The sequence below is a fragment of the Gordonia sesuvii genome, assembly GCF_036350415.1.
In the GTDB taxonomy this organism is placed as follows: Bacteria; Actinomycetota; Actinomycetes; order Mycobacteriales; family Mycobacteriaceae; genus Gordonia; species Gordonia sesuvii.
The window spans coordinates 23,943-49,589 of record NZ_JAZDUF010000004.1 but is presented as its reverse complement, the minus strand read 5'-3'; the positions used below and the strand labels follow the sequence as shown (position 1 = coordinate 49,589).

The 25,647-nt window shown below is 66.8% G+C and carries 26 protein-coding genes and 1 tRNA gene; 11 read left to right on the top strand and 16 right to left on the bottom strand.

Features of this window, described 5'->3' with window-relative positions:
* Window positions 1–48: 48 nt before the first annotated feature.
* The gene (locus VZC37_RS14035) at window positions 49–399 is read right to left on the bottom strand and encodes a UBP-type zinc finger domain-containing protein (RefSeq protein ID WP_330433204.1); all 351 of its coding nucleotides are present in this window, start codon (window positions 397–399) and stop codon (window positions 49–51) included.
* A 45-nt stretch (window positions 400–444) separates the two neighbouring features.
* A complete protein-coding gene (locus tag VZC37_RS14030; RefSeq protein WP_330433203.1) occupies window positions 445–1,158 on the bottom strand; it encodes an alpha/beta fold hydrolase in 714 nt (237 codons plus the stop codon).
* Window positions 1,159–1,279: 121 nt separating this feature from the next.
* Here VZC37_RS14030 and VZC37_RS14025 point away from each other — a divergent pair, with 121 nt between their 5' ends.
* A complete protein-coding gene (locus VZC37_RS14025) occupies window positions 1,280–1,831 on the top strand; it encodes a dihydrofolate reductase family protein (RefSeq protein WP_330433202.1) in 552 nt (183 codons plus the stop codon).
* Window positions 1,832–1,852: 21 nt separating this feature from the next.
* Here VZC37_RS14025 and VZC37_RS14020 read toward each other — a convergent pair whose 3' ends face one another.
* The 4 genes from VZC37_RS14020 to VZC37_RS14005 all read right to left on the bottom strand — a co-directional run bounded on the left by VZC37_RS14020 (window position 1,853) and on the right by VZC37_RS14005 (window position 4,026).
* On the bottom strand, window positions 1,853–2,872 hold the full coding sequence (locus VZC37_RS14020) for an SIS domain-containing protein (RefSeq protein ID WP_330433724.1): 1,020 nt from the start codon (window positions 2,870–2,872) through the stop codon (window positions 1,853–1,855).
* A 71-nt stretch (window positions 2,873–2,943) separates the two neighbouring features.
* Complete coding sequence (locus VZC37_RS14015; protein ID WP_330433201.1) at window positions 2,944–3,459, bottom strand: hypothetical protein; 516 nt, start codon at window positions 3,457–3,459, stop codon at window positions 2,944–2,946.
* Between the two features lie 73 nt (window positions 3,460–3,532).
* A complete protein-coding gene (locus VZC37_RS14010) occupies window positions 3,533–3,721 on the bottom strand; it encodes a hypothetical protein (RefSeq protein WP_330433200.1) in 189 nt (62 codons plus the stop codon).
* Window positions 3,718–4,026, bottom strand: a complete 309-nt coding sequence (locus VZC37_RS14005) for a hypothetical protein (RefSeq protein ID WP_330433199.1) — start codon at window positions 4,024–4,026, stop codon at window positions 3,718–3,720. Before VZC37_RS14005 ends, VZC37_RS14010 begins: the two co-directional genes overlap by 4 nt.
* Window positions 4,027–4,152: 126 nt before the next feature.
* On the opposite strand from VZC37_RS14005, the gene VZC37_RS14000 reads away from it, so the two are divergent.
* Genes VZC37_RS14000 through eutC form a run of 3 tightly spaced genes read left to right on the top strand, consistent with a single transcriptional unit; the run spans window position 4,153 to window position 6,973 of the window.
* Entirely contained in the window at window positions 4,153–4,737 is a 585-nt protein-coding gene (locus tag VZC37_RS14000) for a TetR/AcrR family transcriptional regulator (protein ID WP_330433198.1), read from the top strand.
* A 53-nt stretch (window positions 4,738–4,790) separates the two neighbouring features.
* Window positions 4,791–6,200, top strand: a complete 1,410-nt coding sequence (locus VZC37_RS13995; RefSeq protein WP_330433197.1) for an ethanolamine ammonia-lyase subunit EutB — start codon at window positions 4,791–4,793, stop codon at window positions 6,198–6,200.
* The gene (gene eutC, locus VZC37_RS13990) at window positions 6,197–6,973 is read left to right on the top strand and encodes an ethanolamine ammonia-lyase subunit EutC (RefSeq protein WP_330433196.1); all 777 of its coding nucleotides are present in this window, start codon (window positions 6,197–6,199) and stop codon (window positions 6,971–6,973) included. Before VZC37_RS13995 ends, eutC begins: the two co-directional genes overlap by 4 nt.
* Window positions 6,974–7,263: 290 nt before the next feature.
* Here the strand turns inward: eutC and VZC37_RS13985 are convergent, their stop codons facing one another.
* The 3 genes from VZC37_RS13985 to VZC37_RS13975 all read right to left on the bottom strand — a co-directional run bounded on the left by VZC37_RS13985 (window position 7,264) and on the right by VZC37_RS13975 (window position 10,273).
* Entirely contained in the window at window positions 7,264–7,839 is a 576-nt protein-coding gene (locus VZC37_RS13985; protein ID WP_330433195.1) for a pyridoxamine 5'-phosphate oxidase family protein, read from the bottom strand.
* A 271-nt stretch (window positions 7,840–8,110) separates the two neighbouring features.
* Window positions 8,111–9,430, bottom strand: a complete 1,320-nt coding sequence (locus VZC37_RS13980; RefSeq protein WP_330433194.1) for a hypothetical protein — start codon at window positions 9,428–9,430, stop codon at window positions 8,111–8,113.
* Between the two features lie 180 nt (window positions 9,431–9,610).
* Entirely contained in the window at window positions 9,611–10,273 is a 663-nt protein-coding gene (locus VZC37_RS13975) for a TetR/AcrR family transcriptional regulator (RefSeq protein WP_330433193.1), read from the bottom strand.
* Between the two features lie 59 nt (window positions 10,274–10,332).
* Between VZC37_RS13975 and VZC37_RS13970 the strand changes: the two genes are divergently transcribed.
* Window positions 10,333–11,880 carry an MFS transporter gene (locus tag VZC37_RS13970; RefSeq protein ID WP_330433192.1) on the top strand — a complete coding sequence of 516 codons (1,548 nt, stop codon included), beginning with the start codon at window positions 10,333–10,335 and terminating at the stop codon, window positions 11,878–11,880.
* On the opposite strand, the gene VZC37_RS13965 is transcribed toward VZC37_RS13970, so the two are convergent.
* The 4 genes from VZC37_RS13965 to VZC37_RS13950 form a co-directional block, all read right to left on the bottom strand.
* The gene (locus VZC37_RS13965; RefSeq protein ID WP_330433191.1) at window positions 11,859–12,971 is read right to left on the bottom strand and encodes a PDR/VanB family oxidoreductase; all 1,113 of its coding nucleotides are present in this window, start codon (window positions 12,969–12,971) and stop codon (window positions 11,859–11,861) included. The genes VZC37_RS13970 and VZC37_RS13965 overlap by 22 nt on opposite strands.
* Before the next feature lie 33 nt (window positions 12,972–13,004).
* Window positions 13,005–13,907, bottom strand: coding sequence for a metal-dependent hydrolase (locus VZC37_RS13960; RefSeq protein WP_330433190.1), 903 nt, complete (start codon window positions 13,905–13,907; stop codon window positions 13,005–13,007).
* On the bottom strand, window positions 13,904–14,881 hold the full coding sequence (locus tag VZC37_RS13955) for an alpha/beta fold hydrolase (RefSeq protein WP_330433189.1): 978 nt from the start codon (window positions 14,879–14,881) through the stop codon (window positions 13,904–13,906). Before VZC37_RS13955 ends, VZC37_RS13960 begins: the two co-directional genes overlap by 4 nt.
* Before the next feature lie 206 nt (window positions 14,882–15,087).
* Complete coding sequence (locus VZC37_RS13950) at window positions 15,088–16,542, bottom strand: hypothetical protein (protein WP_330433188.1); 1,455 nt, start codon at window positions 16,540–16,542, stop codon at window positions 15,088–15,090.
* Between the two features lie 207 nt (window positions 16,543–16,749).
* On the opposite strand from VZC37_RS13950, the gene VZC37_RS13945 reads away from it, so the two are divergent.
* A complete protein-coding gene (locus tag VZC37_RS13945; protein WP_330433187.1) occupies window positions 16,750–16,908 on the top strand; it encodes a hypothetical protein in 159 nt (52 codons plus the stop codon).
* Window positions 16,909–16,950: 42 nt separating this feature from the next.
* Here the strand turns inward: VZC37_RS13945 and VZC37_RS13940 are convergent, their stop codons facing one another.
* Complete coding sequence (locus VZC37_RS13940; protein WP_330433186.1) at window positions 16,951–17,367, bottom strand: VOC family protein; 417 nt, start codon at window positions 17,365–17,367, stop codon at window positions 16,951–16,953.
* A gap of 200 nt (window positions 17,368–17,567) precedes the next feature.
* Here VZC37_RS13940 and VZC37_RS13935 point away from each other — a divergent pair, with 200 nt between their 5' ends.
* Window positions 17,568–18,443: a hypothetical protein gene (locus VZC37_RS13935; RefSeq protein WP_330433185.1), complete on the top strand. Its 876-nt coding sequence runs from the start codon at window positions 17,568–17,570 to the stop codon at window positions 18,441–18,443.
* Between the two features lie 145 nt (window positions 18,444–18,588).
* Here the strand turns inward: VZC37_RS13935 and VZC37_RS13930 are convergent.
* Window positions 18,589–18,659, bottom strand: a tRNA-Gly gene (locus tag VZC37_RS13930).
* An 83-nt stretch (window positions 18,660–18,742) separates the two neighbouring features.
* The gene (locus tag VZC37_RS13925) at window positions 18,743–20,230 is read right to left on the bottom strand and encodes a hypothetical protein (RefSeq protein WP_330433184.1); all 1,488 of its coding nucleotides are present in this window, start codon (window positions 20,228–20,230) and stop codon (window positions 18,743–18,745) included.
* 206 nt (window positions 20,231–20,436) lie between these two features.
* Between VZC37_RS13925 and dcd the strand changes: the two genes are divergently transcribed.
* From dcd to VZC37_RS13905, 4 genes are all read left to right on the top strand, one after another.
* Window positions 20,437–21,012 (top strand): dCTP deaminase, encoded by a 576-nt coding sequence (dcd, locus tag VZC37_RS13920; RefSeq protein WP_330433183.1) that lies wholly within the window; start codon window positions 20,437–20,439, stop codon window positions 21,010–21,012.
* Window positions 21,013–21,132: 120 nt separating this feature from the next.
* Window positions 21,133–22,542 (top strand): UDP-glucose dehydrogenase family protein, encoded by a 1,410-nt coding sequence (locus tag VZC37_RS13915; RefSeq protein WP_330433182.1) that lies wholly within the window; start codon window positions 21,133–21,135, stop codon window positions 22,540–22,542.
* A 94-nt stretch (window positions 22,543–22,636) separates the two neighbouring features.
* Complete coding sequence (locus VZC37_RS13910; protein WP_330433181.1) at window positions 22,637–24,094, top strand: hypothetical protein; 1,458 nt, start codon at window positions 22,637–22,639, stop codon at window positions 24,092–24,094.
* Window positions 24,095–24,278: 184 nt separating this feature from the next.
* Complete coding sequence (locus tag VZC37_RS13905) at window positions 24,279–25,610, top strand: hypothetical protein (protein ID WP_330433180.1); 1,332 nt, start codon at window positions 24,279–24,281, stop codon at window positions 25,608–25,610.
* Window positions 25,611–25,647 lie beyond the last annotated feature (37 nt).

Sequence of the window (25,647 nt, the reverse complement as noted above, 5' to 3'; positions counted from 1 at the left end):
GCTTGCGAGCGTCTCGAAGGGCGGCCCTTCGTGACGTCCCAACCGTTCTCAGCGATTGCGGAGCTGGTCACGCCAGTCGGCGGGTAGGCGCTCGGCCGGCCCCGGTGCGCCCTGCTCGCGAGGGCGTGCGGTCGGCTCGGCGAGGGCCGGGCCGGTGAAAAGTTCCTCGGTCCCGAAATTCCAGTACCAGTCCTCGCCCGGCTCGTAGCTCTGGATCACGAGATGGCCGGTCGCGGCGGCATGCGCGCGAGCGTGGCGGTTCAGCGAGTCGTCGCAGCAGCCGATGTGGCCGCACTCGGCGCAGCGACGCAGGTGAAACCACCACGACCCCGACGTCTCGCATTCCAGGCAGCCGCTTCCGCTGGGCTGCACCGTGGTGTCGATGAACTGATCGGACATCCCTGCCCTCCATTCTCGGTGTGAAGCACTCATGGGTCTCGGCACTCATGGGTCTCGGTCGGTGGCCTGATCGATCAGCCGGGCAAGCGATTCCGGTTCGGTGAAAGCCGACATGTGCGACCACTCGGCATGCAGGTCGAAAACCGCGCCCCGGATTCGGCGCGCGAGATCGCCCATCACCTCAGGAGTGGAGACGCCGTCCTTGCCGGCAGCCACGAGAGTGACCGGCATGGTCAGCGACCCGGCGCGAGACCAACGATCGTACGTGGCGATCGCGGCCAGGGCGGCCGCCCAGTGTTCGGGGTCGGCGCTCGAGAGTTGTTCTCGTGCAGCGCGAACCGCCGGTCCGTCGGCGATGAGCTCGTCGGGTGTGAACCAGCGGGCCAAGGAACCGACGATCGACGGTCCCGACCCGGCGCGAATCTGGGTGGCGACGGGTCCGAAGGCCGCGAACGGCGTGTCGCGTGTGCACAGGAGCGTCAGTGTGCGGACGCGGTCGGGATGCGTCAGGGCGAGGTCGATGGCGATCTGACCGCCGAAGGAATGTCCGACCAGATCGAGGTCGCCGTCCACCTCCGCAGCAACTCGTTCGGCCAGGATCGTCTGCGCATCACGCGAGTTCGGCACGTCGGTGCAATCGGGCGTGACCAGTGGTCGCCCACCGAGGAAGTCGACGGTCTCCGACCAGATCTCCGGCGTCAGCGGTGCTCCGTGCAGCAACACCAGCGTGCGGTCGGGGTTCCGGTCGTGGTGTGCCATTGCCGGAGATTACCGCGATATGGGCACTGGCGGGTCGGCGTCGGATCGGGGTCTCCCGATGACTTGTGGGTCCCGGCCGGGTCTACCCATGTGACGTCCGCCGAACAATCGAGAGGAAGCCATGCGAAAGCTCGTCGTCACGCAGAACATCACGCTGGACGGAGCGATCGAGATGCTCACCACCTGGTTCGATCCGACCGACGATGCACCTGACCTCGTCGAGGAATCCCATCGACAGGATGCGCAGGCAGACGCGCTGTTGGTGGGTCGCCAGACCTTCGAGGACTTCCGGGGCTATTGGCCGCACCAGGAGAATGACACGACCGGTGTCACCGACTATCTGAACGCCGTCGACAAGTACGTCGTCTCGTCGACGATGACGGACCCGGCGTGGCAGAACTCCACGGTGCTGCCCGGCGACGACGTGCCCGGCCGGGTACGCGAACTCAAAGCGCGTGACGGTAAGGACATCGTCGTCACCGGCAGTATCCGGCTGACCCACAGTCTGATCGAGGCCGACCTGGTCGACGAGTACCGGCTCTTCGTCTACCCGGCAGTTCAGGGGCGTGGTCGCCGCCTGTTCCCGGACGGCACGGAGACCATGAAGATATCGCTGACCGAGACGAAGTCGTTCAGCCACGGGGTCGCCTTGCTGAAGTACTCCGTGGGGTGAACCGGGCATGCGCTGACGTGGTCACAAGGTCTCGGTCACCTTCGCCAACCCGCGAGGCGTGTCGGGATCACCGCCGCGGGCGATCGCCAGATGAAGTGCCAGTTGCTGCAGCGGAAGGATCTCCAGCAGCGGCGACAATTCGTCGGGCACGTCGCCGGGCAACGCGATACCGCCGGTGAGCGCGGCGATCCGTTCCGGTGAGCCGACCCCGAACACGTCGGCGTCCCGCTCGGCCAGCCGGTCGAGCACCGGTCGCATCGCGTCTCCGCCCGCCCCGGCCGGGACCACCGCGAGCACCGGGACCTGGGGATCGACCGTGGCCAGCGGGCCGTGCAACAGGTCGGCACCGGAGAACGCCTGCGCCGAGAGATACGACGTCTCCATCAATTTCAACGCCGCCTCGCGCGCGGTCGGGTACGAGTATCCGCGCCCGGTGGTGATCAATCGTTGGGCGAAGCGGTACCGCTGCGCGACAGCGCGCACCTGCCCACCGGCGCCGAGGAGCTCGTCGGCCAGGTCGGGAAGGAGTGCCGCGGCCGAGTCGTCGGCGTCGACGACCCGCGTCACGAGAAGGTACAGAGCCAGCAGTTCGGCGGTGTACGACTTCGTGGCCGCCACCGATTTCTCCGGCCCGGCAAGGATATTGACGTGTAGTTCGGCGACGTCGGACAGAGGGGAGTTGTCGTTGTTGGTGACCGCAACAGTCAACGCGCCCTGCGCTCGCGCCACGTCGACCGACTGCACCAGATCGGGCGATCCTCCCGACTGGCTCACCGCGACGAACAGGACGTCACGCAGGTCCGGGCGTGCTCCGTACACCGTCATCGTCGACGGTGCCGCGAGACCAGCGGGTATCTGGTGGATGATCTCGACGAGGTACTTGGCGTAGAGGGCCGCGTGGCCGCTGGTGCCGCGGGCCACGAACTGGACGAAACGTGGCCGACGCTCACTGATCTGGGCGGCGACCTCGGCGATGGGAGCGCGCCCCTCGCCGAGAAGCGCCCGCCACCGCGTCGGCTGCTCGGCGATCTCGGACGACATGAGGTGGCCGGGCGCCGTCTGCGGGCTGGCGTTCATATGTGAACGGTACCGCCGGCCACTTCACCGCCCGCTCAGCGCGTTTCGGGTGGCAGCCGGGTCTCGCGGGGCTCCTGGGCATTGGGTTGAACAGGGGGACCCTGGGGGTTCTGGATGGGACGAGAATCCGGAGTCGCGCGGGAATCGGTCGCAGGGCCGGGCACCGTTTCGGGCTCGGGGTCCGCAGCTCTCCGACGCGTGCCGTCACGGCCCACGTCGGGGTCGATCTTGTCGGCTCGGGCGAGTTCGTTCTCGAACTCCTGGCGTGACTCGGTGGCCTGGCCCTGGTGGGTGCGGGCCTGCTCGGTGAGTCGCTTGGCCTCGGCGGCCTTGGCGTCCGCCTCGGCCTGCGCCTTCCGGGCCCGCGCGTCGGACTCCTCGGCGATCGCCTCGCGTTCTCGCAGGTCGCCTACATGCTCGGTCGCACCCTCGCGAATGCGCTGGGCTTTGACGCGTCGTTGCTGGCGGCGAGCGCGTAGCAACAGCATCACGGCCGCGATCAGAACGATCACGACCACCACGGCGATGACGATCCAGACTGCAGTATCCACGGTCGGCTCCTCGTTGAGTTGGTCGACCGGTGATACCCGGTTGGACGTGAACTCAATCACCGACGTGCGTTGATCAGCGTCGGATCAGCCGAACTGCACACCACGACAGCGCGAGCGCACCCGCGGTCAGGAACGCGGTCCGGACGCCATTGGCCGCGATGAGGCTGCTGATCGTGGCCGGGTCCTGCCCGATGTCGTCGAGCCGGTTGTGCATCGGAATCGCCCACGCCACGGTGCTGAGCAGAGCGCCGATCCCGCTCACCCCGACGATGGCCGCGGCGGGTTTCGGAATCCCCTCCGGTCGGGTCCACCAGAACGCCGCGCACGCCAGGAACGAGACGAAACCGGGACGATGACGACGCCTGGGATGGCGTGGTTATAGGCGAGGTGGTACGCGGGGAATTCGTCGGAGCTCATCGCCCGGTACAGGGGATAGGAGACGAACTGGGCCTGCCAGGCTACGCCGGCGCTATAGGCGGTGAGACCCGAGACCGCGGCCAGGTTCCAGATCCGCCAGCCGGGTCGGCCGACGTCGACGGCCACGGGGGCCGGGTTGGTGACGCTCATGAGGTGTCCTCTCGTGTAAGACTTTGACTTGATACAGTCTAAATTGATTTTAGAAAGGATCAAGTGAATAACCGGAAACGGTCATACGAAAGCCCGACACGGGCACGGCAGGCCCGGGACACCCGCATGGCGATCCTGAGAAATGCCGCCGCCCTGTTCGCCGCCGACGGGTATGGCCCGACGACCGTCGGCGCGGTGGCCGAACGCGCCGGGGTCAGCGCCCAGACGGTGTACAACTCGATCGGGTCCAAGCGGGAGCTGTTGAAAGCCGCGTACGACGTCACCCTCGCCGGCGACGACGAACCGATACCACTCGCCGAGCGGCCCGAGGTCAAGGCGATGTACGCGATGACCGACGCCGCCGAGTTCCTGCGGAGCTATGCGCGGTTGGGCAGGCAGGTGGCCGAACGGATCGGCCCGCTGGTGCTGCAGCTCGCCGCCGGCGCAGCGCTCGGGGAACCGGACCTCGTGGAACATCAACGGACCACCGACCAGCAGCGCCTCATCGGCACCGGAATGGTGGTCGCCAAGGTCGATGCGCTCGGAGCGTTGGCGCCCTCGCTCACCGTCGAGGTCGCCCGCGACCGCATCTGGACGCTGAACAGCATCGAGGTCTGGGGTCTGCTCACCCGCAACCGGGGCTGGAGCGGCGACGAGTACGCCGACTGGATCGGTGACGCCATGTGCGCGGCGATCCTGGCGCGACGGTGATCGGTGTTCGTAGCGGGTGCGGTGCCCGGATGTCGACAATAGACTTCTGAGTCGTGAAGTTCACCCAGTCGGTGGCGGGCACGAGCTACCAGTTCGACGGCCTCATCGAGTTGATGGCCAAGGCCACACCGCGCCGCTCCGGCGACGAGCTGGCCGGCTGCGCTGCGTCATCCGATGCCGAACGTGCTGCCGCCGCATGGCAATTGGCGGATCTCCCGCTGTCGGTGTTCCTGGAGGAACTCGTCGTCCCGTACGAATCCGACGAGGTGACCCGCCTCATCATCGACAGTCATGATCGAAGCGCGTTCGCCGAGATCTCCCACCTGACCGTCGGCGGTCTGCGCGAGTGGCTTCTGGAGACTTCCGCGCACGACGACAGTGCAGACCGGATCGCTCGGGTGGCAGCAGGTCTGACGCCGGAGATGGTGGCGGCGACCTCGAAGATCATGCGTAACCAGGACCTCATCCTGGTCGCCGGGGCGACCACGGTCACCTCGGCTTTCCGAACCACGATCGGGCTCCCGGGACGGATCGCGACCCGGCTGCAGCCGAACCACCCCACCGACGATCCGCGCGGAATCGCCGCGGCCACCCTCGACGGGCTTCTGATGGGCTGTGGCGACGCGGTGATCGGGATCAACCCCGCGACGGACTCGCCGCACGCCACCGCCGACCTGCTGCGGCTGCTCGACGACATCCGGCAGCGGTTCGAGATCCCCATGCAATCCTGTGTGCTGTCGCACGTGACGACGACGGTCGACCTGATCGACGAGGGCGTGCCCGTGGACCTGGTGTTCCAGTCGATCGCCGGCACCGAGGGTGCGAACACGAGTTTCGGTGTCACCGTCCCGATGTTGTTGGAGGCCAACGAGGCCGGGCGTTCGCTACGGCGCGGCACCGTCGGCGACAACGTGATGTACCTGGAGACCGGGCAGGGATCGGCGCTGTCGGCCGGCGCACATATCGGCACCGGTGGTCGACCGGTCGATCAACAGACGTTGGAGACCCGCGCCTACGGTCTAGCCCGGGCTCTGGAGCCGTTGTTGATCAACACCGTCGTCGGGTTCATCGGCCCGGAGTATCTGTTCGACGGCAAGCAGATCATCCGTGCGGGACTCGAAGACCATTTCTGCGGAAAGCTTCTCGGCCTGCCGATGGGTGTCGACGTCTGCTACACGAATCACGCTGAGGCCGACCAGGACGACATGGACACGCTGCTGACGCTGCTCGGTGTTGCCGGGGCCGCGTTCGTGATCGCGGTGCCCGGGGCCGACGACATCATGCTCGGTTACCAGAGTCTGTCGTTCCACGACGCGTTGTATGTGCGGCAGGCGTTGTCGTTGCGCGCGGCGCCCGAGTTCGAGGCGTGGCTGCAACGCCTGGGCATGGCCGACGGCGACGGGGCCATCCTCCCTGTCGACCCGGCAACATCGCCGCTGCTGGGTCTGGCGGCGGGCCGATGAACGAGCCGCAGCAACCCGTGGATGACGTCTGGTCCGATCTGCGTGCCACCACTGCCGCCCGGATCGGCCTCGGCCGGGCCGGCAACTCGTTACCGTCGCGCCGGGTGCTCGAGTTCCAGGCCGCGCATGCGGCCGCCCGCGACGCTGTCCACGAACCCCTCGACATCGACGGCTTCATCGCGGGTTTGGCGGATCTCGACATCGAAGCGCCGCTACATATTTCGAGTCAGGCGGACGGCCGCAGCGAGTATCTGCGACGCCCCGATCTCGGCCGCCTGCCGGCGGATCTCACGGGGCTGCCCGACACGGGTGCGGATCTCGGCATCGTACTGGCCGACGGTCTCTCGCCCCGCGCGCTCACGGATCACGGCCACGGCATGCTGGCTGCGCTCCTCGACACGCTCGCCGGGCGGTACAGCCTGGCCCCGCCGGTCGTCGCCACGCAGGCACGGGTGGCGTTGGGCGATCACATCGGCGAGGCACTCGGCGTGACGACCCTGATCGTCGTCATCGGCGAACGTCCGGGCCTCTCCGTTGCCGACAGTCTCGGGATCTATCTCACACATCTGCCGCGTCCCGGGCGCAGCGACGCCGACCGGAACTGCATCTCCAACATCCATCCACCCGATGGTCTCGATTACGGGGGTGCGGCGTCGATCACGGCCGCCCTGATCGACGGTGCGCGCAAGCTCGGTCGTTCGGGCGTTGCGCTCAAGGACTCCTCACGCGCAGCTGCCCTGACAGACGGAGAGGCGATCACGATCGAGTCGTGATCGCCTCTCCGGGAATGTCTTCACGGAAGAATCTCTCCTCCGCGGAGTCTCCTCGATTCAGGTCCCGCGCGTCAGCCAAGACCCAGCATCGAGAGCAGGCCCAACCAGAAGTCGCCGAGTTCGATGGTGAGCGAGCCGAATGACATGGAGTTCTCCTTCGTGTGGGTGAGCCCGTGTGGGTGTGCCGCACAAAGTAGCAGACACGTTGCAATGCTGCTCGGTACACGATCCGCCATCGGAGGTATGCGAGGTTTGCCGAAATCGCTTGGCGCCGCTGACTGTGACCGGCGTTACCGAAATGTGAATCGCGTGCAATCGGTGGGAAACGACGACCATGCGAACGCGCGCCGCGGGGTGATCGTGCGCAGTCCGCCGCCGTCGACCGGTGACTGCCACGAATCCGGTCCGGGTTGGTAGTCGGAGTATTTGTCGAAAGCCGCCGCGAGACGGGCGCCGACGCCGTCGGGCGATGCGCACACGGCCACGGAGTCGCCTTCGATGATCACCACATCCGACCCGCTCTCCAAGGTGAGGGTGCACGCCGGATTGGTCTCGACGTTGCGCGTGTGCCGAGTGGTCGGAGCGCCGTCGTAGAAGAACCGGCCGTCGACCCAGACGCCCCAGCGGGGGACTGCATGCGGCGTGCCATCGGGACGGACCGACGTCAGCCAGTAGTGCTTGGACTCGACGAGCCGTGCCTCGACGGACGCCCAGGTGCGTGTGCCCTCGAGGTCGTCGCCGACACCGTAGCCGTCGGGGAATCGCGGGCGATCCACGACCGGATCCGAAACGGGCGGCAGCGAATCCGCGGTCGGTAGGCCTTGCGCTCGAGTCGATTCGTGCAGGTCGGCGGGGGAGTCGGTCATGGTTCCCACTCTACGAGCGTGTGGCGGGCTCCGGCTTGACCGTTCTTGCTCTTCTCACTCTTTGGTCGTGAGGCTTGTCGAGGTGGAGGTCCCACCGAGTACGTGATGCTCCATGTGGCTGACGCCGTCGAGGTGGTCGTCCGCCCAGGACGAGTTCTCATAGACAGCAACGAACTTCGCTGCCAGAGTGTGTCGCTGACACCCGAGTGAGGTGAGCTCCTGGTCGCTCACCCCGTGGTGAATCCGGCCCTCGTGTGAGGGCGGAACGTTCTCAGGGGTTGCGACAGCGTCGATCGCGGTAGCGGTAGAGCCTGCCAACTGTTGGTTGGGCCTGTGACCGGAAGGTGATCGTGGTTGTGGCCAGGTAGTCGACGACATCGGGCCCTGTCCCGATGATGTCGATGACCGTGGTGCCGGCCGAGCTGATGTCCTGGCCGGACAGGTCCTCTTTCGACACCATGAATGCTGCGGAGTCGGTGGACCTTGGGTGCTTCGACTGGCTTTCGGGTGCCGAATCAGGATCGGCTCCGTGCCCGGCTGGCTCACCTGTGGGAGGTTGCGGCTCGTCGGCGGCCTCCGCGTCTTGTCCTGCGGGCGTGGAGGTGTGAGGTGTGGATTCGGCGGTAGTCGAGTCGGCGCCGGTCGGCGGATCGGTGTCGGTGTCGTGGCGCATCGGGCAGGTGTCGGAGCCGCATTCGCAGCGGAGTTGCTTGCCGGGAACTCCGTGGATCTCGGCCAGGGCGGTGGCTCGTTGCTCACCGATGCGGCGCGGGTCGCGTCGGCATACGCGGGTGGCGATCAAGTCGGCGATCCGCTGCGACACGAACACACCGTGTTCGGCACTGATGGATGCCGACATGTCCATGTGGCCGAACGCCGCCTTGGAGAAGGTGACGTTCTGGAGCATTTGTGCGGTGTCTTTGCGGGCCTCTGCGTAGCCGTCGGGATCGAGGGTGATCACCGTATCGTCGAGCTCATCGCGCAGGACGGTGTCGGTGGTGGGCCGGTGACCCAGTTCCAGTGCGACATCCTCGAAGTCGATCGGCGTCTCGGTGGTGCCCGAGCCTCCGTCGGGCTCGGTGTCGGACCCGGATTCGGTGGGCTCGGGCGCCTGGTCATCGGGATCGGTGTCGGCGCTGTCAGGGTCAACGTGGTCAGGGTTGGGGCTTGGCTTGGGGCTCGGGCCGAATGCCTCATCGATGATCTCGTTGATGCGTTCGCGTAGATCGCCTTTGGGTGCGACCTGGGCCGCACGCGCCATCTCCGCCATCCGATGAGTGCTGAAGTCGCCTGCGAGATAGGCGAGTCGGATCTTGGGTAGGTTCTGCAACATCTCGCCGAGGTTCGACCACTGGGTGGCCTTGGTGCGTGAGAATCCCAACTGCATCGAGATCTCGCCGGTGGCCGCCCGGCGAGCGGCGGCCAGGGTCTTGTTCGATGTGTACGGTCCTGACCCGACGCGTTCGTTGTAGGTCGACAAGCCGATCTCGTAGGCACCCAGCAGAGCTCGTGCCTCGGCTTGACGACTGAGCCGCAACGCATCTCGCACGGCCTGATTTCGTGCCAGCTCTGTCTCGGCACCATCGCGCATGGCTGAGAAGGCAGCGTCGTCGGCCCTGTGGTCGGTGAACGAGAACACGGTGCGACCTCCCCCCAAGGTGCTGCGAACTGATTACATGCAGAGTATCGGGTGGGTCCGACAAGAACGGACGCCGAGAATCGCGGGGCGTCGATTGGCGGCCTTTGCCGGCGAGGTTCGTTGGCCGGACCGTCAGTGGCTGTCGTGGTGGTCGGCTTCGAGTTCTCGGCTGTGGGCGAGGAGTGCGTCATAGTCGACGGCCACGCCTCGCAGCAACGTGGTGACCGCGGACATCGCCTCGGAATCAGTGAGGTGACTGCGGTCGAAGAGTGCCCGGTAGTGCACCAGCGAAGCGAGGAAGTCGAGGATCTGCTCGCGATTGACGTCGTCGCGGATGTCGCCTCTGCGGACGGCGCGGTCGAGGGTCTCGGCGACGGCGCATCGCGTCGGTGTGATGACCGTTGCGACGTAAGCCTGCCGCAGGTTCTCGTCTTCAGCGCAGTCGGCGTACACCGCACTGAGGATTTCGGGCCGGATCGTTCGATGGGCGGAAAGGAACACGGTGAAACTCTCCGCGAAGTCGCAGAGTGTGCATCCGGTGTCCGGGGGGTGTGGCACCGACAGTCGACGTCCGATCGCGGACAGCGCCAAGGACGGCCGATCGGGCCACCGGCGGTAGAGCGCGGGACGGCTGGTGCCTGCACGCTGCGCGACCTCCTCGAAGGACAGTCTCGGATAGCCCTTCTCGGTGAGGATCTCCAGCGTGGCATCGAGCGCCGCGACGTCGATGGCCTCGTTCCGTGGCCGACCGCCCAGCGAGCCTCCGGCGCGGCCGTGACGAGAGGGCGTGGACATGACGACGACCCTATCGTAATGTTACGTTACAGAGCGTAACGATACAGGGAGGCGGGGATATGGGCACCTCACGGGTCGTCGACGACGTGGCGGATCGCCGCACGTGGGCGGGCCTCGGCTTGTTGGCGTTTCCCATGCTCATGGTGGCCGGGGACCTCACGATTCTGTTCTTCGCCATGCCGACGATCACCGCAGACCTCAGCCCGACCGCAACGCAGGTGTCGTGGATCGTGCATGTCTACGGGTTCGTCATCGCCGGATTTCTGGTGACCATGGGCCGTCTCGGCGATCGCATCGGCCCGCGGCGTCTTCTCCTCATCGGGTCCAGTGCCTTCGGGATCGCCTCGCTGACGGCCGCATTCGCGCCCACCGCGACGATGCTCATCGCCAGTCGGGCCGTTCTCGGAGTTGCGGGTGCCACCCTGATGCCGTCGTTGTTCTCGCTGTTACGTGTCATGTTCGTCGACGATCAGCAGCGTCGGGTTGCCATCGCGGCGATGATGAGTGCCTTCTCGGTCGGCGGCGCGATCGGCCCCCTGGTGGGAGGTGCACTCCTGCAATGGTTCTGGTGGGGATCGGTGTTTCTGGTGAACGTCCCGATCGTGATTCTGGTGGTCGTCGGTGGATCGTTCCTGTTGCCGGAACGAGACGATCGCCAGCGGGCCCGCTTGGACCCCACGAGCGTGGTGCTGTCGGTGACGGGAACGCTCGCCGTCGTCTACGGCATGCAGCAGGTGGCGGATTCGTACGGGGTAGAGGGGGTTTCGATGGCGGACCTCGGGATCGTCGTCGTCGGTGCGCTCGTGCTCGTCGTATTCGTCCGCCGGCAGTTGCGCTCGTCGGACCCCTTGTTCGATTTCGCGCTGCTGCGGAACCGTCCGATCGGGTCGTCGCTGGCCGTGATCCTGCTGTGCGGCATCGCTCTGGTGGGGACTTTCTACCTGCTGACCCAGTATCTGCAGTGGGTGGTGGGTCTGTCGCCGTTCACGGCGTCGTTGTGGACCATCCCCTATATCGCGGCCAACATCGTGGGATTCTCCCTGGCTCCGGTGCTCGCCGCGAAGGTTCGGTCTGGGTCGATCATCCTTGTGGGACTGGCGTTCGGGGCGATCGGCCTCGGAATGACCGCGTTGATCGCGGAGGCCGCCGGATCGACGGTCGCCGTCATGGCTGCGTTCGCTGTAGCCGCGCTCGGTCAAGGTCTCGCGTTCGCACTCCTGAGTGATCGCATCATCTCCGGCGCTCCGCTCGATCGTGCCGGCTCGGCCGCAGCGGCACAGGAGGTGAGTGGAGAACTCGGTACGGCGCTGGGTACGGCGTTGGCGACGACGCTAGGACTGGTCTTTTACCGTGCGGCGCTGCCGACTGCTGCGCCGGAGTCTGATTCTGGGGCGATCCTGCAGGTTCGTGATGGGATACACGAGACTGCCGATGTCGCACATGGTTCGGAATCGGTGATCGACATTGCCCGTGATGCGTTCACGTCGTCGGTGGCCATGTATTCGTGGGTGGCCACCGCGTTGTTCGCCGTCGCCACGATCGTCGCAGCGGTGCTGTTGGTGCCCGAGGAGGCCGGCACGCCAGATCACAAGTCGAGTGTCAGATGATCTCCACGACTACGCGATACGCACGTCAGGTAGTCGCCGGCAGCGCGTTCGGCATCCGTCAGGATGGTGTCGCGGTGATCCACCTCGCCGACCAACGCCCGGACTTTGCAGGTTCCGCAGAATCCCTGTCGGCACGAGTACGGCACCGACGGCATGACCCGGCGGATCGCGGCGAGTGCGGACTCGTCGGCGCCGACCCGGACCTGCCGCCCCGACGCCGTGAGGGTCACGGTGAAGGGGCGACCATCCTGGACGGGCGGCGGGCTGAACCGTTCGTAGTGCAGCTCGATGTCCGGCCGGTCGGCGAGGTGGCGACGCAAGCTCTCCAACATCGGAATCGGACCGCAGCTGTAGACGGCCAGACCCGCTGGCGCACGGCCGGTCTCCGGGTCGGTGGCGCCGAGCAGCACCTCCATCGACGGGAGTCCGTCCCGGTCGTCGGTTCGGATCGTCACCTTGTCGCCGTACGCCATCACCTCGTGACGGAACGGGATCGACTCGGTACTGCGACCGGTGTAGATCATCGACCAGTCGACACCGAGACGTTCGGCGGTGTGGAGCATCGGCAGGATCGGGGTGATACCGATGCCGGCCGCGATGAATCGCACTGTCGTCGCCGGTGAACCGTGACCGGGTACTGCGAACGGAAAGGCGTTGCGCGGACCCTTGATCGGGACGTGGTCGCCCGCCCGCAGCTCATCGTGGATCTCCACCGAACCGCCACCGCCATCGGGGATGCGGCGCACCGCGATCCGGTAGGTGTGGCGATCGGCCGGGTCGCCGCAGAGCGAGTATTCCCGCATCCTTCCCGATGGCAGGATCACGTCGAGGTGGGCGCCAGGATGCCAGCGCGGCAGTGGCGCGCCGTCGGGGGCTGCCAGGGTGAGTGCGACGACGTTCTCGTCAGCGGCGACGACCGAACGGCCGATGATCTGCAGCGTGGTGGTGCCGGGCACCTCGTCGGTTCGGCGGATGGGAGACAGCGGCCGCCAGAACGGCCACCACGCCTTCGCGATCACTCCACCGACGGTGAGGATCGGGTCGCGCCGCCAGCGTCCGTACAGATGTGGGGGCGCGGTTGCGGGTGGCATCGAAGACGGGCCGAATCCTGTTGCCATCGCCTGTCACCCGGCGTTCCTGGCGGCAGGCGAGCTGGCCAGATATGCGACTGCCTGTGCGGTGGAACCGATCTCGCTGGGATGAAAGCCCGGGCGGAAGTAGCTGAAGGTGGACATGACCACCTTGCGCATCTTGGGCAGTACCCCTGCGTGGACGCCGCAGAAGTAGTGGTACTGCTGTCGGCAGAACCCCATGTCGAGACTCGGGTCCTGCCGCATGATGAACCGGAAACCGCGGTGGAGCAGGAACAGCAGGACGGGCAGCGCCACCAGCATCGCCCGGCCGCGTCGCAGGTAGCTGTCCCCGAAGTACACGGCGACGTCGTGGGCCACCGCGCGGTGCTCGACCTCCTCGGCGCCGTGCCAGGTGAACAGGTCGGTCATCGTCGGGTCCGCGTCGTGCTCCACCCACGTGTTGTTGAGGGCGAAGTCGCCGAGGATTGCGGTGTAGTGTTCCAGCGCCGCGATCAACCACAAGCGTTCGACGAGGTGCTTGTGACGGGCCTCCGGGCTTCCGTCGTCCATCGGGGCGAGGACCTTGCGAAAGATCCACTCCGCCTGTGCCACAAACGGTCGCGGGTCCACCCCGTGGTGATCGAGAAACTCCCACAGCACGTGGTCGTGAGCGTCGGCGTGCATCGCCTCCTGCCCGATGAACCCGCGCATCGCGGCGGCGAGTTCAGGGTCGCGGACCAGTGGGAGAGCCTCACCGTAGGTTTGTACAAACCAGCGCTCGCCCTCGGGCAGAAGGAGATTGAGTACCGACACGAAGTTGGACGGGACCGGGTGTCCGGGGATCCAGTGCAGCGGAACCTGCGAGAAGTCGAAGCTGACGTTGCGGGCATGAAGTTCGACCGGTCCGGGGTCGGCGGAGTTGGATTCGACGGCGTGGTGCGCAGAGCTGGTCATTGCTGCGCCCCGCTTGCCGGCGTTCGGCGCTCGGAGTGATGCGCGTGGATGAACTCCAGGGCGTCGGCGGCCAACTTCTCCGGATGTGCCAGCGGAAGCCAGTGCCCGGTGTGGCTGACGCGTCGTTCGGAAGTCTGAGCGAACCGATCCGTCTGGGAGAACAGGGGCGGGCGCAACGCGACGTCGCGGGTGTTGATCAGTTCGAGGACCGGAACGCTGGTGGGCCGCGCGTGCGGTGGGCGGCGTCGGCGGCTCAGATTGGCACGGTAGTACCGAAGACCGGAGCGCACGTCCTGACGGAACGTCGGCGCGAGGACGATCTGAGTGGGGTCCACCTTCTCTGTGCGGGCGACGAACCGAGTCCATCGTCGGGGCGACAGCGCAGCGCCCACGAGTGCGTCGGAGACTCTGGGGATTTTGAAGAACCGTGCGTAGAGCAGACATGCCTGCTGCGTGAAGTAGTCGCGGACGCCGCGGGCGCTGGGCGGCCGCCACTGCGCTTTCAGCCACACGTCGGCGTAGTCGAGGTTCGGGCCGGAGACCGAGACGTAAGAGGCGATCCGGTGTTCCGCGCCGGGCGTGCAGACCGCCTCCCAGGTCTGGATACCGCCCCAGTCGTGTCCGATCACGTGGACCGGACGATCGGGGCTGACCGCGTCCGCGACGGCGAACAGGTCACGGGCGAGACGGTCGAGTCTGTAGTCCTCGGTCGTCTTTGGGCGATCGCTGTCGCCGTAGCCGCGGGTGTCGTACGCGTAGACATCGCAGGTCGCGGCGAGGATCGGCGCCACGTGTGTCCACAGATAATGGCTGTCCGGCCAGCCGTGAACCAGGATCGCAACAGGCCGGGACTCATCACCGCGCGATTGGTCCAGGGCGGTCTGCTGGGCGGTGTCCGCGACGGCGCGGAACACGGCAAGGCGAACACCGTCGCTGTCGACATCGGATCGGGACCATTCGACCATCAACGCCATCCCATCGTCGTCATCGGTGCGAGCTCCTCACGGTGGAGAGAACTCGCAGCCATCGGCAGAATTGAACAACACCAGCGCCGATTGTGTCAATGAATGATGGAACGTTTGGCGGCCCTGACCCTGACTGAGCAACGGTCGCGACTGTGCCCCGCGGGCCGTCGTCCGAGCCGCGGTGAATCTGGCCCTCGTGTGAGGGCGGGACGGTGTCAGGGGTTGCGGCAGCGTCGATCGCGGTAGCGGTAGAGCCTGCCAACTCTTGGTTGGGCCTGCGACCGAAAGGTGAACGTGCACGTGGCTAGATAATCGGCGACGTCGGGTCCGATTCCGATGATGTCGATGATCGTGGTGCCGGCCGAGTTGATGTCCTGGTCGGATTCGCCCTCGATCGGCGCCATGAATGCTGCGGAGTCGGCGGGCGGTGGGGGCTCGGGCGGGTTTGTGGGCGCCGACTCACGATCGGGTGCGTGTCCGGCCGGGTCAGCTGTGGGAGGTTGCGGCTCGACGGTGTCCTCGTGGCGTGGGTCGACGCCGTCCGGGTCGCGCATCTCGGCTCGGCTGTTGTCGCCGGAGTCGCTGTCCTCCCGGTGCTGTTGTGGCTCGCCGGCCGTCTCCGCGTCGTGTCCGGCGGGCGTGGCGGTGTGAGGTGTGGATTCGTCGGTGGCGGCCGATTCGGCGGTAGTCGAGTCGGCGCCGGTCGGCGGATCGGTGTCGGTGTCGTGGCGCATCGGGCAGGTGTCGAAGCCGCATTCGCAGCGGAGTTCCTTGCCGGGAACTCCGTGGATCTCGGCCAGTGCGGTGGCGCGTTGCTCACCGATGCGACGTGGGTCGCGTCGGCATACGCGGGTGGCGATCAAGTCGGCGATCCGCTGCGACACGAACACACCGTGTTCGGCACTGATGGATGCCGACATGTCCATGTGGCCGAACGCCGCCTTCGAGAAGGTGACGTTCTGGAGCATTTGTGCGGTGTCTTTGCGGGCCTCTGCGTAGCCGTCGGGATCGAGGGTGATCACCGTATCGTCGAGTTCATCGCGCAGGACGGTGTCGGTGGTGGGTCGGTGACCCAGTTCCAGTGCGACATCCTCGAAGTCGATCGGCGTCTCTGTGGTGCCGGAGCCCGCGTCGGGCTCGGTGTCGGACCCGGATTCGGTGGGCTCGGGCGCCTGGTCATCGGGATCGGTGTCGGCGCTTGGCGTGGGGCTCGGACCGAATGCCTCATCGATGATCTCGTTGATGCGTTCGCGTAGATCGCCTTTGGGTGCGACCTGGGCCGCGCGCGCCATCTCCGCCATCCGGTGGGTGCTGAAGTCGCCTGCGAGATAGGCGAGTCGGATCTTGGGTAGGTTCTGCAACATCTCGCCGAGGTTCGACCACTGGGTGGCCTTGGTGCGTGAGAATCCCAGCTGCATCGAGATCTCGCCGGTGGCTGCCCGGCGAGCGGCGGCCAGGGTCTTGTTCGATGTGTACGGTCCTGACCCGACGCGTTCGTTGTAGGTCGACAAGCCGATCTCGTAGGCACCCAGCAGAGCTCGTGCCTCGGCTTGACGACTGAGCCGCAACGCATCTCGCACGGCCTGATTTCGTGCCAGCTCTGTCTCGGCACCATCGCGCATGGCCGAGAAGGCAGCGTCGTCGGCCATGTGGTCGGTGAACGAGAACACGGTGCGACCTCCCCCCAAGGTGCTGCGAACTGATTGCACTCAGAGTATCGGGTGGGTCTGACAAGAATGGACGACGAGAATTGTCGTGCTTCGGCTGCACTGGGGTGCGAGACCAGGCAGTTACCATGGGCCATGGCATTCGGCAGATCCAAAGAACCGCAGTCAGTGAAGTTTTCGGCGGAGGCCAGGGAACGTCGCCGCGGGTCGGTGGCTATCTACACGCCCAAGATCTCCGGCTCGGCCGATGAATGGGCCGAGATCATCGCGGCTATCGAAGCCGAGGGGTGGGCGTTGGAGCATTGGTCGGTGTGGGCCCACGGGAATCTGATGGATGCCGATGCGTATCCGGTCTTCCGCGCGCGATGAAGTGAGAACGCACGGCCGGGGTGGGACGTCCGCACGAGGCAGCTAATCCAGAATCCGGTCGTCCTGAAGGAATTCCACGAGGATGCCGTCTGGATCCGCGATGAAGAAATAGCGGACGCCGGTGCGTCCGTCAGTGATCGTGGTCGACGCCGGGCACAATCCGCGGTGGATGAAGTCGTGCAGGGTGTCGGCAACGGAATCCACCTGTAGCCCGAAGTGCTTCACACCGATCTCGGGCAGGTCGGTGCTCAGCTCGCGGGCCGCATCAGGCAGCGGTGACGGGGTGGCGAAGCTGAACAACTCGAGAATGAGCCCGTCGAGCCGTAGATGTGAGACCGACATGCTCCCGTCGGGTGCGTCGTAGCGTAGCGCCTCTTTGAAGCCGAACTGTGCGTAGAACTGGGTCGACCGCTCGATCGAGGACACGCTGAGCGCCACATGGTGCAGGGAGAACTTCATCCGGCGACTATCCCCGACTGTCATCGATCCACACAACCGGGTGAACGCGCGGCTACCCAACGGGCGCGCAGGATGCTGGCAGCGCGTTTGGTTGCAGGGTGCGCGAACGCGCCGCGACGTATCGCAGCTGGCCCCAGCGAAGGCGCCCGCAATGGACGCGATGCGATCTGATCCTCGGGAGCTCGTGCGATCATGTTGCTGTGAGTGCGGGGCCTACTGCCGCGGATTGGGCCGAGCAGCAGATCGCTGCTGTGCGCGACGATCCGGCAGGCCGGGTCGCGCTCATGCAGCGTTGCTACTACGGGCCATACGGAAAGGCGCCGCGGCATCTCCCGTTTCAACGGGCGGCGATGTCGTTCATGCAGTGGCAACTCCGACGAGGCCTTCTCCACCCACTGTCCGGCGACCATCCCGGAAGCCCATGGTGGCGTGCCGTGAACGAGCGCATCCTTCGTGACGGGTGCGAAGCGGTTGCCCTGAGTGGGGACTTTGCCGGGCCGACCTCCTCGCAGACCGTTGACTTCTGGATGTCATTCGCCGAATACCCGACCCCTCGGGCGTGGTATCGGGCGCACAACGGGAGCGTCGTCGCTGCCTACCTCGAGCACCGTGAACAGGCATCGGCCGAGAACGAGGCTGAGCGCTTCTTCATGAACGTCGTGCTCTGCCGCGTCCTGTTCAGCCACGCCCTCGTCGCGGCCCCACGAATGGCACTTGGGTGGCTACGCCCTCTCGCCCCGTTGCTAGGTGACCCACGACTGGGCATGATCGGGATCTTCCTGCAGCTGTCCCGCGTGCTTCCGGACCAGTACCCGCTCGACAAAGGAGCTCAGTTCTATCGTGATGCCGAACTCGGATTCGGCCGACTCGTGGACTATGGGGTGATCATCCCAAGGGTGCAGCAACTGTATGAGTGGTCTTCGCACGAACTCTCCGCGCCGGGGCTGCTCGACTGCATCCGGGACGGAGCACTGACCTACGCATGGCCATTCGAGGACCGCGACGTCTGGCGGCCCCCGAGGTCATTCCTTGTCCAGATGGCGCCACGGGCGCTCCGACCAGAACGACGCGTCTGAGCAACCACAGCACCGAACCACGGCTCCGTGACTTTGTGGTGCCGGTGGGTCAGTTGGACTGGTCGCGGTTACCGACGGTGCCGATCTGCTGACCGGTGTGGACCATTGGGCACTGCGTAGACCGGAGTAGGGCGGCCCTCATCGGAGCCGATGACGGGAATCGAACCCGCGTATTCAGCTTGGGAAGCTGATGTTCTGCCATTGAACTACATCGGCGTGCGGGCCGAGTCGACTCGCGAACGACAGCGTAGCAAACGTGTGGCGGAGGTGTGCTCGCGATCCCCGGTATGCACGAGCCGTCACCAGAGCGCCGCGGACACCGGAACCCGTTGCGTGGACTGCTGCGCCGGTGCTGGCCGCTTGTCCTCGGACAGGCACATCGAGCGCAGCACGTTGTGGTAGACGACGAGCCCGTACAGATTGGGCGCGCCGACGATTCCGGTGGATTTCGGGACCATGTCCGCGGTGATCCCGGCACTCGGAAACAGGTCGTTGAGCAGGGCCGCGGCGGGGTCCACACCACCCTCCGACCACGCCAACTCGACCATGTGCGCCGACAACGCGTACGCGTAGTACGCCGCGGTCAGCGTCTTGGTGACAGACAGCTGCGATATCGGCGCGGTCGCGGCGAGGTTGTCGCCCTGATTGTTGTTGTGGCTCAGCCCGATGACGACGTCGAGCGGCGCGCCGCCGACGTACGGGAGGAGCACCCCGATCTGGGAGATCGCGTACTCGGCGGTGTTGAAGTCAGCGGGGTCTGCAGGGATGAGATTGGCGTGGACGTGGGTCTGGCGCATCCATCGCTGCACGTCGTCGGACATCGCGGCGATCTGCCGGTCGGTCACCGGGTTGCTGGTGATCGCCTGCAGGTAGTTCGACGTGCGAGAGACGATGCGCGACAGCGGCAGGTCGCCGATCGCCGGGCAGGTCTCGGGGTCGGCGAGGTCGACCTGTCCGGCGATGTCACGGACGATGGCGGGCACCGAATCGGTGAACCGTAGGTCCTTGACCGACTTGCCGGCGTTCTCCTTCTCCGACCGGGTGACCGAGACGATGCAGGATTCGACGAGGCGTTCGCTCACCGACTTGTAGATCTGGGTCGCGGCGAACACCCCCAGCAGGATCGGCAACGTGATCAACGTCCCGACGCTGATCGGCCCGGCGACGGTGGCGATCGACGGCACGGTACGTCGTGCGACGGTCAGTGGAACCATCACCGTCACATACAGATACAGCCAGACCGTCTCGACCGCCTGCGCTACCGTCAGGTTCTCGACCGGAATCGACTCGGTCGCATCGCCCTCCCGGACGTTCATCAACTGCGTGACGATCCACTGCGAGATCGGATCGCGGTAGGTCATGATCGGGCTCTCGTCGTCGGCGCCCATGTCATGCGGGTGATTGGAGACCGCGAGTTTCGAGATCCGCAGCCCCCGCATGTCCCGGTGCGCCCGAGCCTTGATCGATGCTTCCTGCCGCTTGATCTCCGGAGGCATCATCGGCAGCAGCGAATCGAAGATCGCGTCGTAGACGGCGCCGAACGTCGCGAAACGCGAACCGACGCATTCCTCGGGTTGATCGTCAGACCCGGACGACACCGCCGGAGCGGAGCTGGTGGGAGCCGACGGCGGGGCGGCCGCTGCCATCGACCCCACACCCCGTTCGGAACCGAACGACACCGACACCGCGGTCACCACCAGCACGGCGATCGCCGTCACCAACGTGCGGCGCCTGCCCCGCCCGACGAACATTCCCGCTAGCCCCGACCGCTCCACACGCCTGCGCATCTGCCCCGATTCCCGAATCGAGCAGGATCCACGTCGATCCGCCCCCTGGATGTCTCGCGACCATCACGTGGTGATCACGCGACAGTCACACGGGGAGACTGTAGGAGACCCGAACCGGGTTCGCCATGGTTCGGAACTATTCGCATCTGGTTCGACAATTCATGGTCATCCTCCGTTCATCGAGACGCGTCCGATAACCTCACAGCGTGCTGCTCTCCGACCGCGACATCCGCGCCGAGATCGCCGACGGGCGGTTGGCGCTCGACCCGTTCGACCCCGGTCTCGTCCAGCCATCCAGCGTGGATGTGCGGCTGGACAGCTACTTCCGCGTGTTCAACAACACGCGCTACACCCACATCGACCCGGCCCAGCGCCAAGACGAACTGACCTCGCTCGTGCAACCGGGAGACGGGGAACCCTTCGTGCTCCATCCCGGCGAGTTCGTCCTCGGGTCCACCCTCGAGGTGTGCACGCTGCCCGACGACCTCGCCGGACGCCTCGAGGGCAAGTCGTCGCTGGGCCGCCTGGGCCTGCTCACCCACTCGACGGCCGGCTTCATCGACCCCGGATTCTCCGGGCACATCACTCTCGAACTGTCGAACGTCGCGAACCTGCCGATCACGCTGTGGCCGGGCATGAAGATCGGCCAGCTGTGCCTGATCCGTCTGTCCAGCCCCGCCGAGCATCCCTACGGCAGCTCGTCGGTCGGGTCGAAATACCAGGGTCAGCGTGGTCCCACGCCGTCGAAGGCCTACCTGAACTTCACCCGCCCCACCGACTGACCGGCGGCAGTGCCGGATTCGTTCGGCGTTCACCTTCGACTGCGGCTGTTCATCGAATCGATCGGGACGGGTCACGTCATCGTCGCGTCGTCGACGGAAACCCGGCGTACCCACAGAACCATGAAGTTGACGGTGATCGGGTGTGGGTACCTCGGAGCGACCCACGCGGCATGCATGGCCGAACTGGGACACGACGTACTCGGGGTGGACGTGGACCCCGAGAAGGTGGCACGGCTACAAGCCGGTGAGGTGCCGTTCTTCGAGCCCGGACTCTCCGACGTGCTGCGCCGCAATCTCGCCGCCGGACGGCTGCGGTTCACCACCGATCCCCGTGAAGCCGCCGACTTCGCCACCGTTCACTTCCTCGGTGTCGGCACCCCGCAGCTGCGGCGCGGATACGGCGTCGACCTGTCCCACGTGGAGTCCGCGGTCGATGCCCTGGCGCCGCTGGTGCGCGGTGAGCACCTGGTGATCGGGAAGTCGACGGTACCCGTCGGAACGGCCGCCGCCCTGGCGCAGCGCATCGCCGTGTTGACCGCTCCCGGTTCGCATGTCGAGTTGGTGTGGAGTCCAGAGTTCCTGCGTGAGGGCTTCGCCGTCGAGGACACGCTCGAGCCCGACCGACTGGTCCTGGGCACCGACCCCGACCGCGACGACTCCGGCCCCGCCCAGGTGGTCGCCGAGATCTATCGCGAGATCCTGGAATCCGGGACGCCGTTCGTCCGAACCGATTGGGCCACTGCGGAGCTCGTCAAGGTGTCGGCCAATGCCTTTCTGGCGACCAAGATCTCGTTCATCAACGCGATCAGCGAGATCTGCGAGAACGTCGGCGCCGATGTCTCCACCCTCGCGGACGCCATCGGCTACGACGGACGAATCGGGCGCCGATTCCTGAACGCCGGGTTGGGATTCGGAGGCGGATGCCTCCCCAAGGACATCCGCGGTTTCATGGCCCGCGCTGACGAGGTGGGCGCCGGGCGGGCGCTGCGGTTCCTGCGGGAGGTCGACGCCATCAACACCCGTCGACGGGCCGCGCTGGTGGATCTGGTGTCCGACGCCACCGGCGGCGACGTACTCGGCACCAACATCGCGATCCTCGGTGCGGCATTCAAACCCGAGAGCGACGATGTCCGAGATTCCCCCGCACTCAACGTGGCCGGGCAGCTGGCGCTGCGGGGTGCGTCGGTCTCGGTGTTCGACCCCAAGGCGATGGCGAACTCACGTCGTCTGTATCCGACCCTCGACTATGCCGACAGTGCCGCGGCGGCCTGCGAGGACGCCGACGTGGTGGTGGTGGCCACCGAGTGGGCCGAGTTCGTGCACATGCTGCCCGAGGAACTGTCCGACGTGGTGCGGTCGAAGGTCATCGTCGACGGCCGACGCTGCCTCGATGCCGCCGCCTGGCGTGCCGCCGGTTGGCGTCTGGTCGCACTCGGTGGGCCGATGCGGGTGGCGGCACCGCAGATCCCGGCCGACGGGGCCGTGTCGATCGAGACCGCGGCCCCACAGGTCGCGCGGCCGCGGTCCTGAGAGCACCGTGTTAGTGTCGTGACCGCACGCCTGCGCGCGCTCAGCGGCGCGGCGGACGCGGGGGAACGTTCATGGATGCAAGGCACCGGATCGGATGACAGACGACGCGACGGATGGCGATCGGTCGGTCGAGGCCACGACCGACCTCGATGCGCGAACAATCGATCGGGTCCTGCTCGGCGACGTCGCGGCACGCCAGATCGCGGTCGGCGTACCCGCTGATCTGCCGTTCATCCTGATCGACGTCCGAGTCGAGGGCCTCCGCATCGGCATCGTCGACCCGCGCCTCGAGGCCGTCGTCGGGGAACGGCTCATCACCACCATTCGTCCCGACGTGATCGACCGACTCCTCGCCGACCATCTGGTCCGTACCGGCCGCGTGGAAGAACCCGCCACGGACGAGTGGACGAGCGAACTCCTGGAGTTGGCGTCCCGCGGTCGCGCGCGACTCGCATCGTCGGACGCCACCTTCATCATGGGGCAGCAGAACGTACGGTTCTTCCGGATCGCGCAACGCGACCTCGACGAGGCGACCGCGCCGTTACGGGGCGAGATCACCCGACTCTGTGATCAGGCGATTGCGGCCTCGGCGGACCCGGTCACCTCGGTCGTGCTCGATTCGGGACATCACCGGTGGCCGGGGCTGTCGGAGACGCTGGGCGATGCGGTCACGCTGCCCGTCGTCGCGGTGGCGGCGGACCGGATCGTCGACGAACGAACCCGACGCCATCATGAGCCGGTCGGCGAGGCGATGACCGAACCCGTGGCGGTGACCGAACCCGGGGTGCCCCAGGCGGACCCGGTACCCGTCGGTTCCGTTGTCGACGCCGTCCACATCGAAACGCCTGTGCCCGAACAGGTCCCGCAGCCGAACCAGTCGGGGGACTTTCCGGTCGCGTGGGTGGACGCGGTGATCACGCCGACCACCGATCCGATCGCCGTCGTGCGCGACGACGTTTACCCCCTATCGGACACGACCGACACCTATGCCGCGCCGTACGAACCGCTCGCGCCGTACCTGCTCGATGCGCCGACCACGCTGGACGATCCGTCGCCCCGGACGATCGCCGACACCGGGCCGGTGACGGTCGTGCAGACGGGCTACAACCCGCGGGAATGGGCACTCGACCCCGACCACAGTCCCGCCACCGCGCCGACGCGCGAGACGCCGGTCCGCCAGGGCCCGATCCGCGAGCGCCGGCACGTCGTCATTCGTGCGGCCATCGCGCTTGGCGCCGCCTGTGTGATCGTGGGACTCGCCGTCGTGGGTGTGCTCGCCGTCACCGGCGACGAGACGTCCGATCGAGCCGAGGTGCCGGTTGCGGCAGAGACCACCACGCCCGCACCCACCCGGGCCTATGCCGATCCCGCCGACGTCGTCGAGGCCGGCCTACCGGCAGCGCGCTACACACCACCGCCGCCACCGCCGCCGCCGACCACCGCGGACGAACCCACTCGTCAACAGAGCCAGCCGCGAACCCGCCAGCAGCCTCGTCAACGAGTGATCCCCAATCCGATTCCGGGCCTTCCGCCGATCGTTTTGCCATTCTGAAGTCGCTGTTCGTCGCGCCACATCGCGAGTCCTGGCGTGTTACGTTCGACCTGACTGTCACCGTTCGGAGTCTCGGACGTGCAGACGTCGGTTGATCGATGCCCGGTTTGCTGGGCATTTGGACGATCGGCAACCAGCCGGCATGGGTTCGGAAAATGCTCGAGACGGCAGGGCATGAGATCCGATGAGAGATTATGCGACGCCCGTCGGTCGCGGCACCTCGGCCACGATCGGCGATCCGCTGCGCCGCATCATTCCGGATCGACTCGGTGACATCGCGGCACGGCAGATCGCGGACGGCGTGGATCCGCAGCGCATCTTCCTCCTGGTGGACCTCGCCTCCGACGGCATTCGGATAGCCACGGTCGACCCGTCGACGGAGACCGTCGTGGCCGAGCGGATGTCGAGCATCCGCCCCGCCGACCTCGATCATCTCCTCGCCACACACCTCGTCCGCACCGGCCGGGTGGAGCGGCCGACCTCCGCGATATGGACCGCAGAACTCGTGGAACTCGCAGGTCGTGGCCGGTCCCGGCTGGCGACTGCCGAGTCGGCCGTCGTGATGGGGCGTGACCGGGTGTCGTTCTTCCGGGTCACGCGCAGCGATCTCGAGGAGGCGACCGAGGCGATCTGGCCACAGGTCGCGCAGTTGTGCGACGAGGCGGCGGTCGCGGCGCCGGAGGAGATCAGTTCGGTCGTGCTCACCGCCGGCCATGAAGCCTGGCCCGGCCTGGCGACGATGCTCCGCCGGGATGCGGAGGTGCCGGTGGTGGTGGACGGGCCCGGGGCCTTCCGGTCGGCAGGCCGGCCGTCCGATCGGCGCGGCGAAACCGCCACGCGGGCACCCGTCGCGCGGACCTCCGTCGGCTCGGCGGCGGTCGAGCAGCGCACCCAACCCGTTGAGCGCGTCGATCGGTTGCAGGACTGGCCCGACGACGCACCGATCCCGAACGACGACCCGCTGCCCGGCCCCATCGCATCGCTCGCGGCGGATCGCCCGCCCCGCTCTCGGAAGCCGTTCCGGAGACCATTGGCGGGGGTGGGGCTCGTCGCCGTCTGCGCGCTCATCGGCGTCGGTGCCGCGGTCGTCTTTGCCGCCGTCATCGCACTGTTCGGTGGCGAGGAAACCCCGGACAGTCTGTCCGAGTTCGTCGACGACGGTCGCGAGGCGTCGGCACCGGCCGATCCCGGCAGCGGTGACGCCGATCCGGCCGACCCCACCACGGCCGACCCCGGAGTCGCCGTCAGGCGAGCTCTCGCCGCGGCCCGACGGCCCGCCGAACAATATGTGCCGCCACCCCCGCCGGAGACCTACTCGTCGAATCCCGAGTCGACGACGGGCGGCCCGCCGGCACGACGCGGACCGCAGAACCGGCCGCCCGGTCCCGCACCGGCGCCACCGCCGGCTCCGCCGCCCCCGCCCGCTCCGGCACCCGCCCCGGCGCCGGGTCCACCGCAGCAGCGGACCGTCCCGAATCCGATCCCCGGGCTGCCGCCGATCGTCCTGCCGTTCTGAGCAACTGGCCGCGGCCGATGACGCTGTGGCCCACCGG

Coding starts and splice junctions, on each gene's coding strand:
- VZC37_RS14035 (WP_330433204.1), bottom strand. CDS start 399: ATGTCCGATCAGTTCATCGACACCACGGTGCAGCCCAGCGGAAGCGGC.
- VZC37_RS14030 (WP_330433203.1), bottom strand. CDS start 1,158: ATGGCACACCACGACCGGAACCCCGACCGCACGCTGGTGTTGCTGCAC.
- VZC37_RS14025 (WP_330433202.1), top strand. CDS start 1,280: ATGCGAAAGCTCGTCGTCACGCAGAACATCACGCTGGACGGAGCGATC.
- VZC37_RS14020 (WP_330433724.1), bottom strand. CDS start 2,872: ATGTCGTCCGAGATCGCCGAGCAGCCGACGCGGTGGCGGGCGCTTCTC.
- VZC37_RS14005 (WP_330433199.1), bottom strand. CDS start 4,026: ATGAGCGTCACCAACCCGGCCCCCGTGGCCGTCGACGTCGGCCGACCC.
- VZC37_RS14000 (WP_330433198.1), top strand. CDS start 4,153: ATGGCGATCCTGAGAAATGCCGCCGCCCTGTTCGCCGCCGACGGGTAT.
- eutC (WP_330433196.1), top strand. CDS start 6,197: ATGAACGAGCCGCAGCAACCCGTGGATGACGTCTGGTCCGATCTGCGT.
- VZC37_RS13985 (WP_330433195.1), bottom strand. CDS start 7,839: ATGACCGACTCCCCCGCCGACCTGCACGAATCGACTCGAGCGCAAGGC.
- VZC37_RS13980 (WP_330433194.1), bottom strand. CDS start 9,430: ATGCGCGATGGTGCCGAGACAGAGCTGGCACGAAATCAGGCCGTGCGA.
- VZC37_RS13975 (WP_330433193.1), bottom strand. CDS start 10,273: ATGTCCACGCCCTCTCGTCACGGCCGCGCCGGAGGCTCGCTGGGCGGT.
- VZC37_RS13970 (WP_330433192.1), top strand. CDS start 10,333: ATGGGCACCTCACGGGTCGTCGACGACGTGGCGGATCGCCGCACGTGG.
- VZC37_RS13965 (WP_330433191.1), bottom strand. CDS start 12,971: ATGCCACCCGCAACCGCGCCCCCACATCTGTACGGACGCTGGCGGCGC.
- VZC37_RS13960 (WP_330433190.1), bottom strand. CDS start 13,907: ATGACCAGCTCTGCGCACCACGCCGTCGAATCCAACTCCGCCGACCCC.
- VZC37_RS13955 (WP_330433189.1), bottom strand. CDS start 14,881: ATGGCGTTGATGGTCGAATGGTCCCGATCCGATGTCGACAGCGACGGT.
- VZC37_RS13940 (WP_330433186.1), bottom strand. CDS start 17,367: ATGAAGTTCTCCCTGCACCATGTGGCGCTCAGCGTGTCCTCGATCGAG.
- VZC37_RS13925 (WP_330433184.1), bottom strand. CDS start 20,230: ATGCGCAGGCGTGTGGAGCGGTCGGGGCTAGCGGGAATGTTCGTCGGG.
- VZC37_RS13915 (WP_330433182.1), top strand. CDS start 21,133: ATGAAGTTGACGGTGATCGGGTGTGGGTACCTCGGAGCGACCCACGCG.
- VZC37_RS13910 (WP_330433181.1), top strand. CDS start 22,637: ATGACAGACGACGCGACGGATGGCGATCGGTCGGTCGAGGCCACGACC.
- VZC37_RS13905 (WP_330433180.1), top strand. CDS start 24,279: ATGAGAGATTATGCGACGCCCGTCGGTCGCGGCACCTCGGCCACGATC.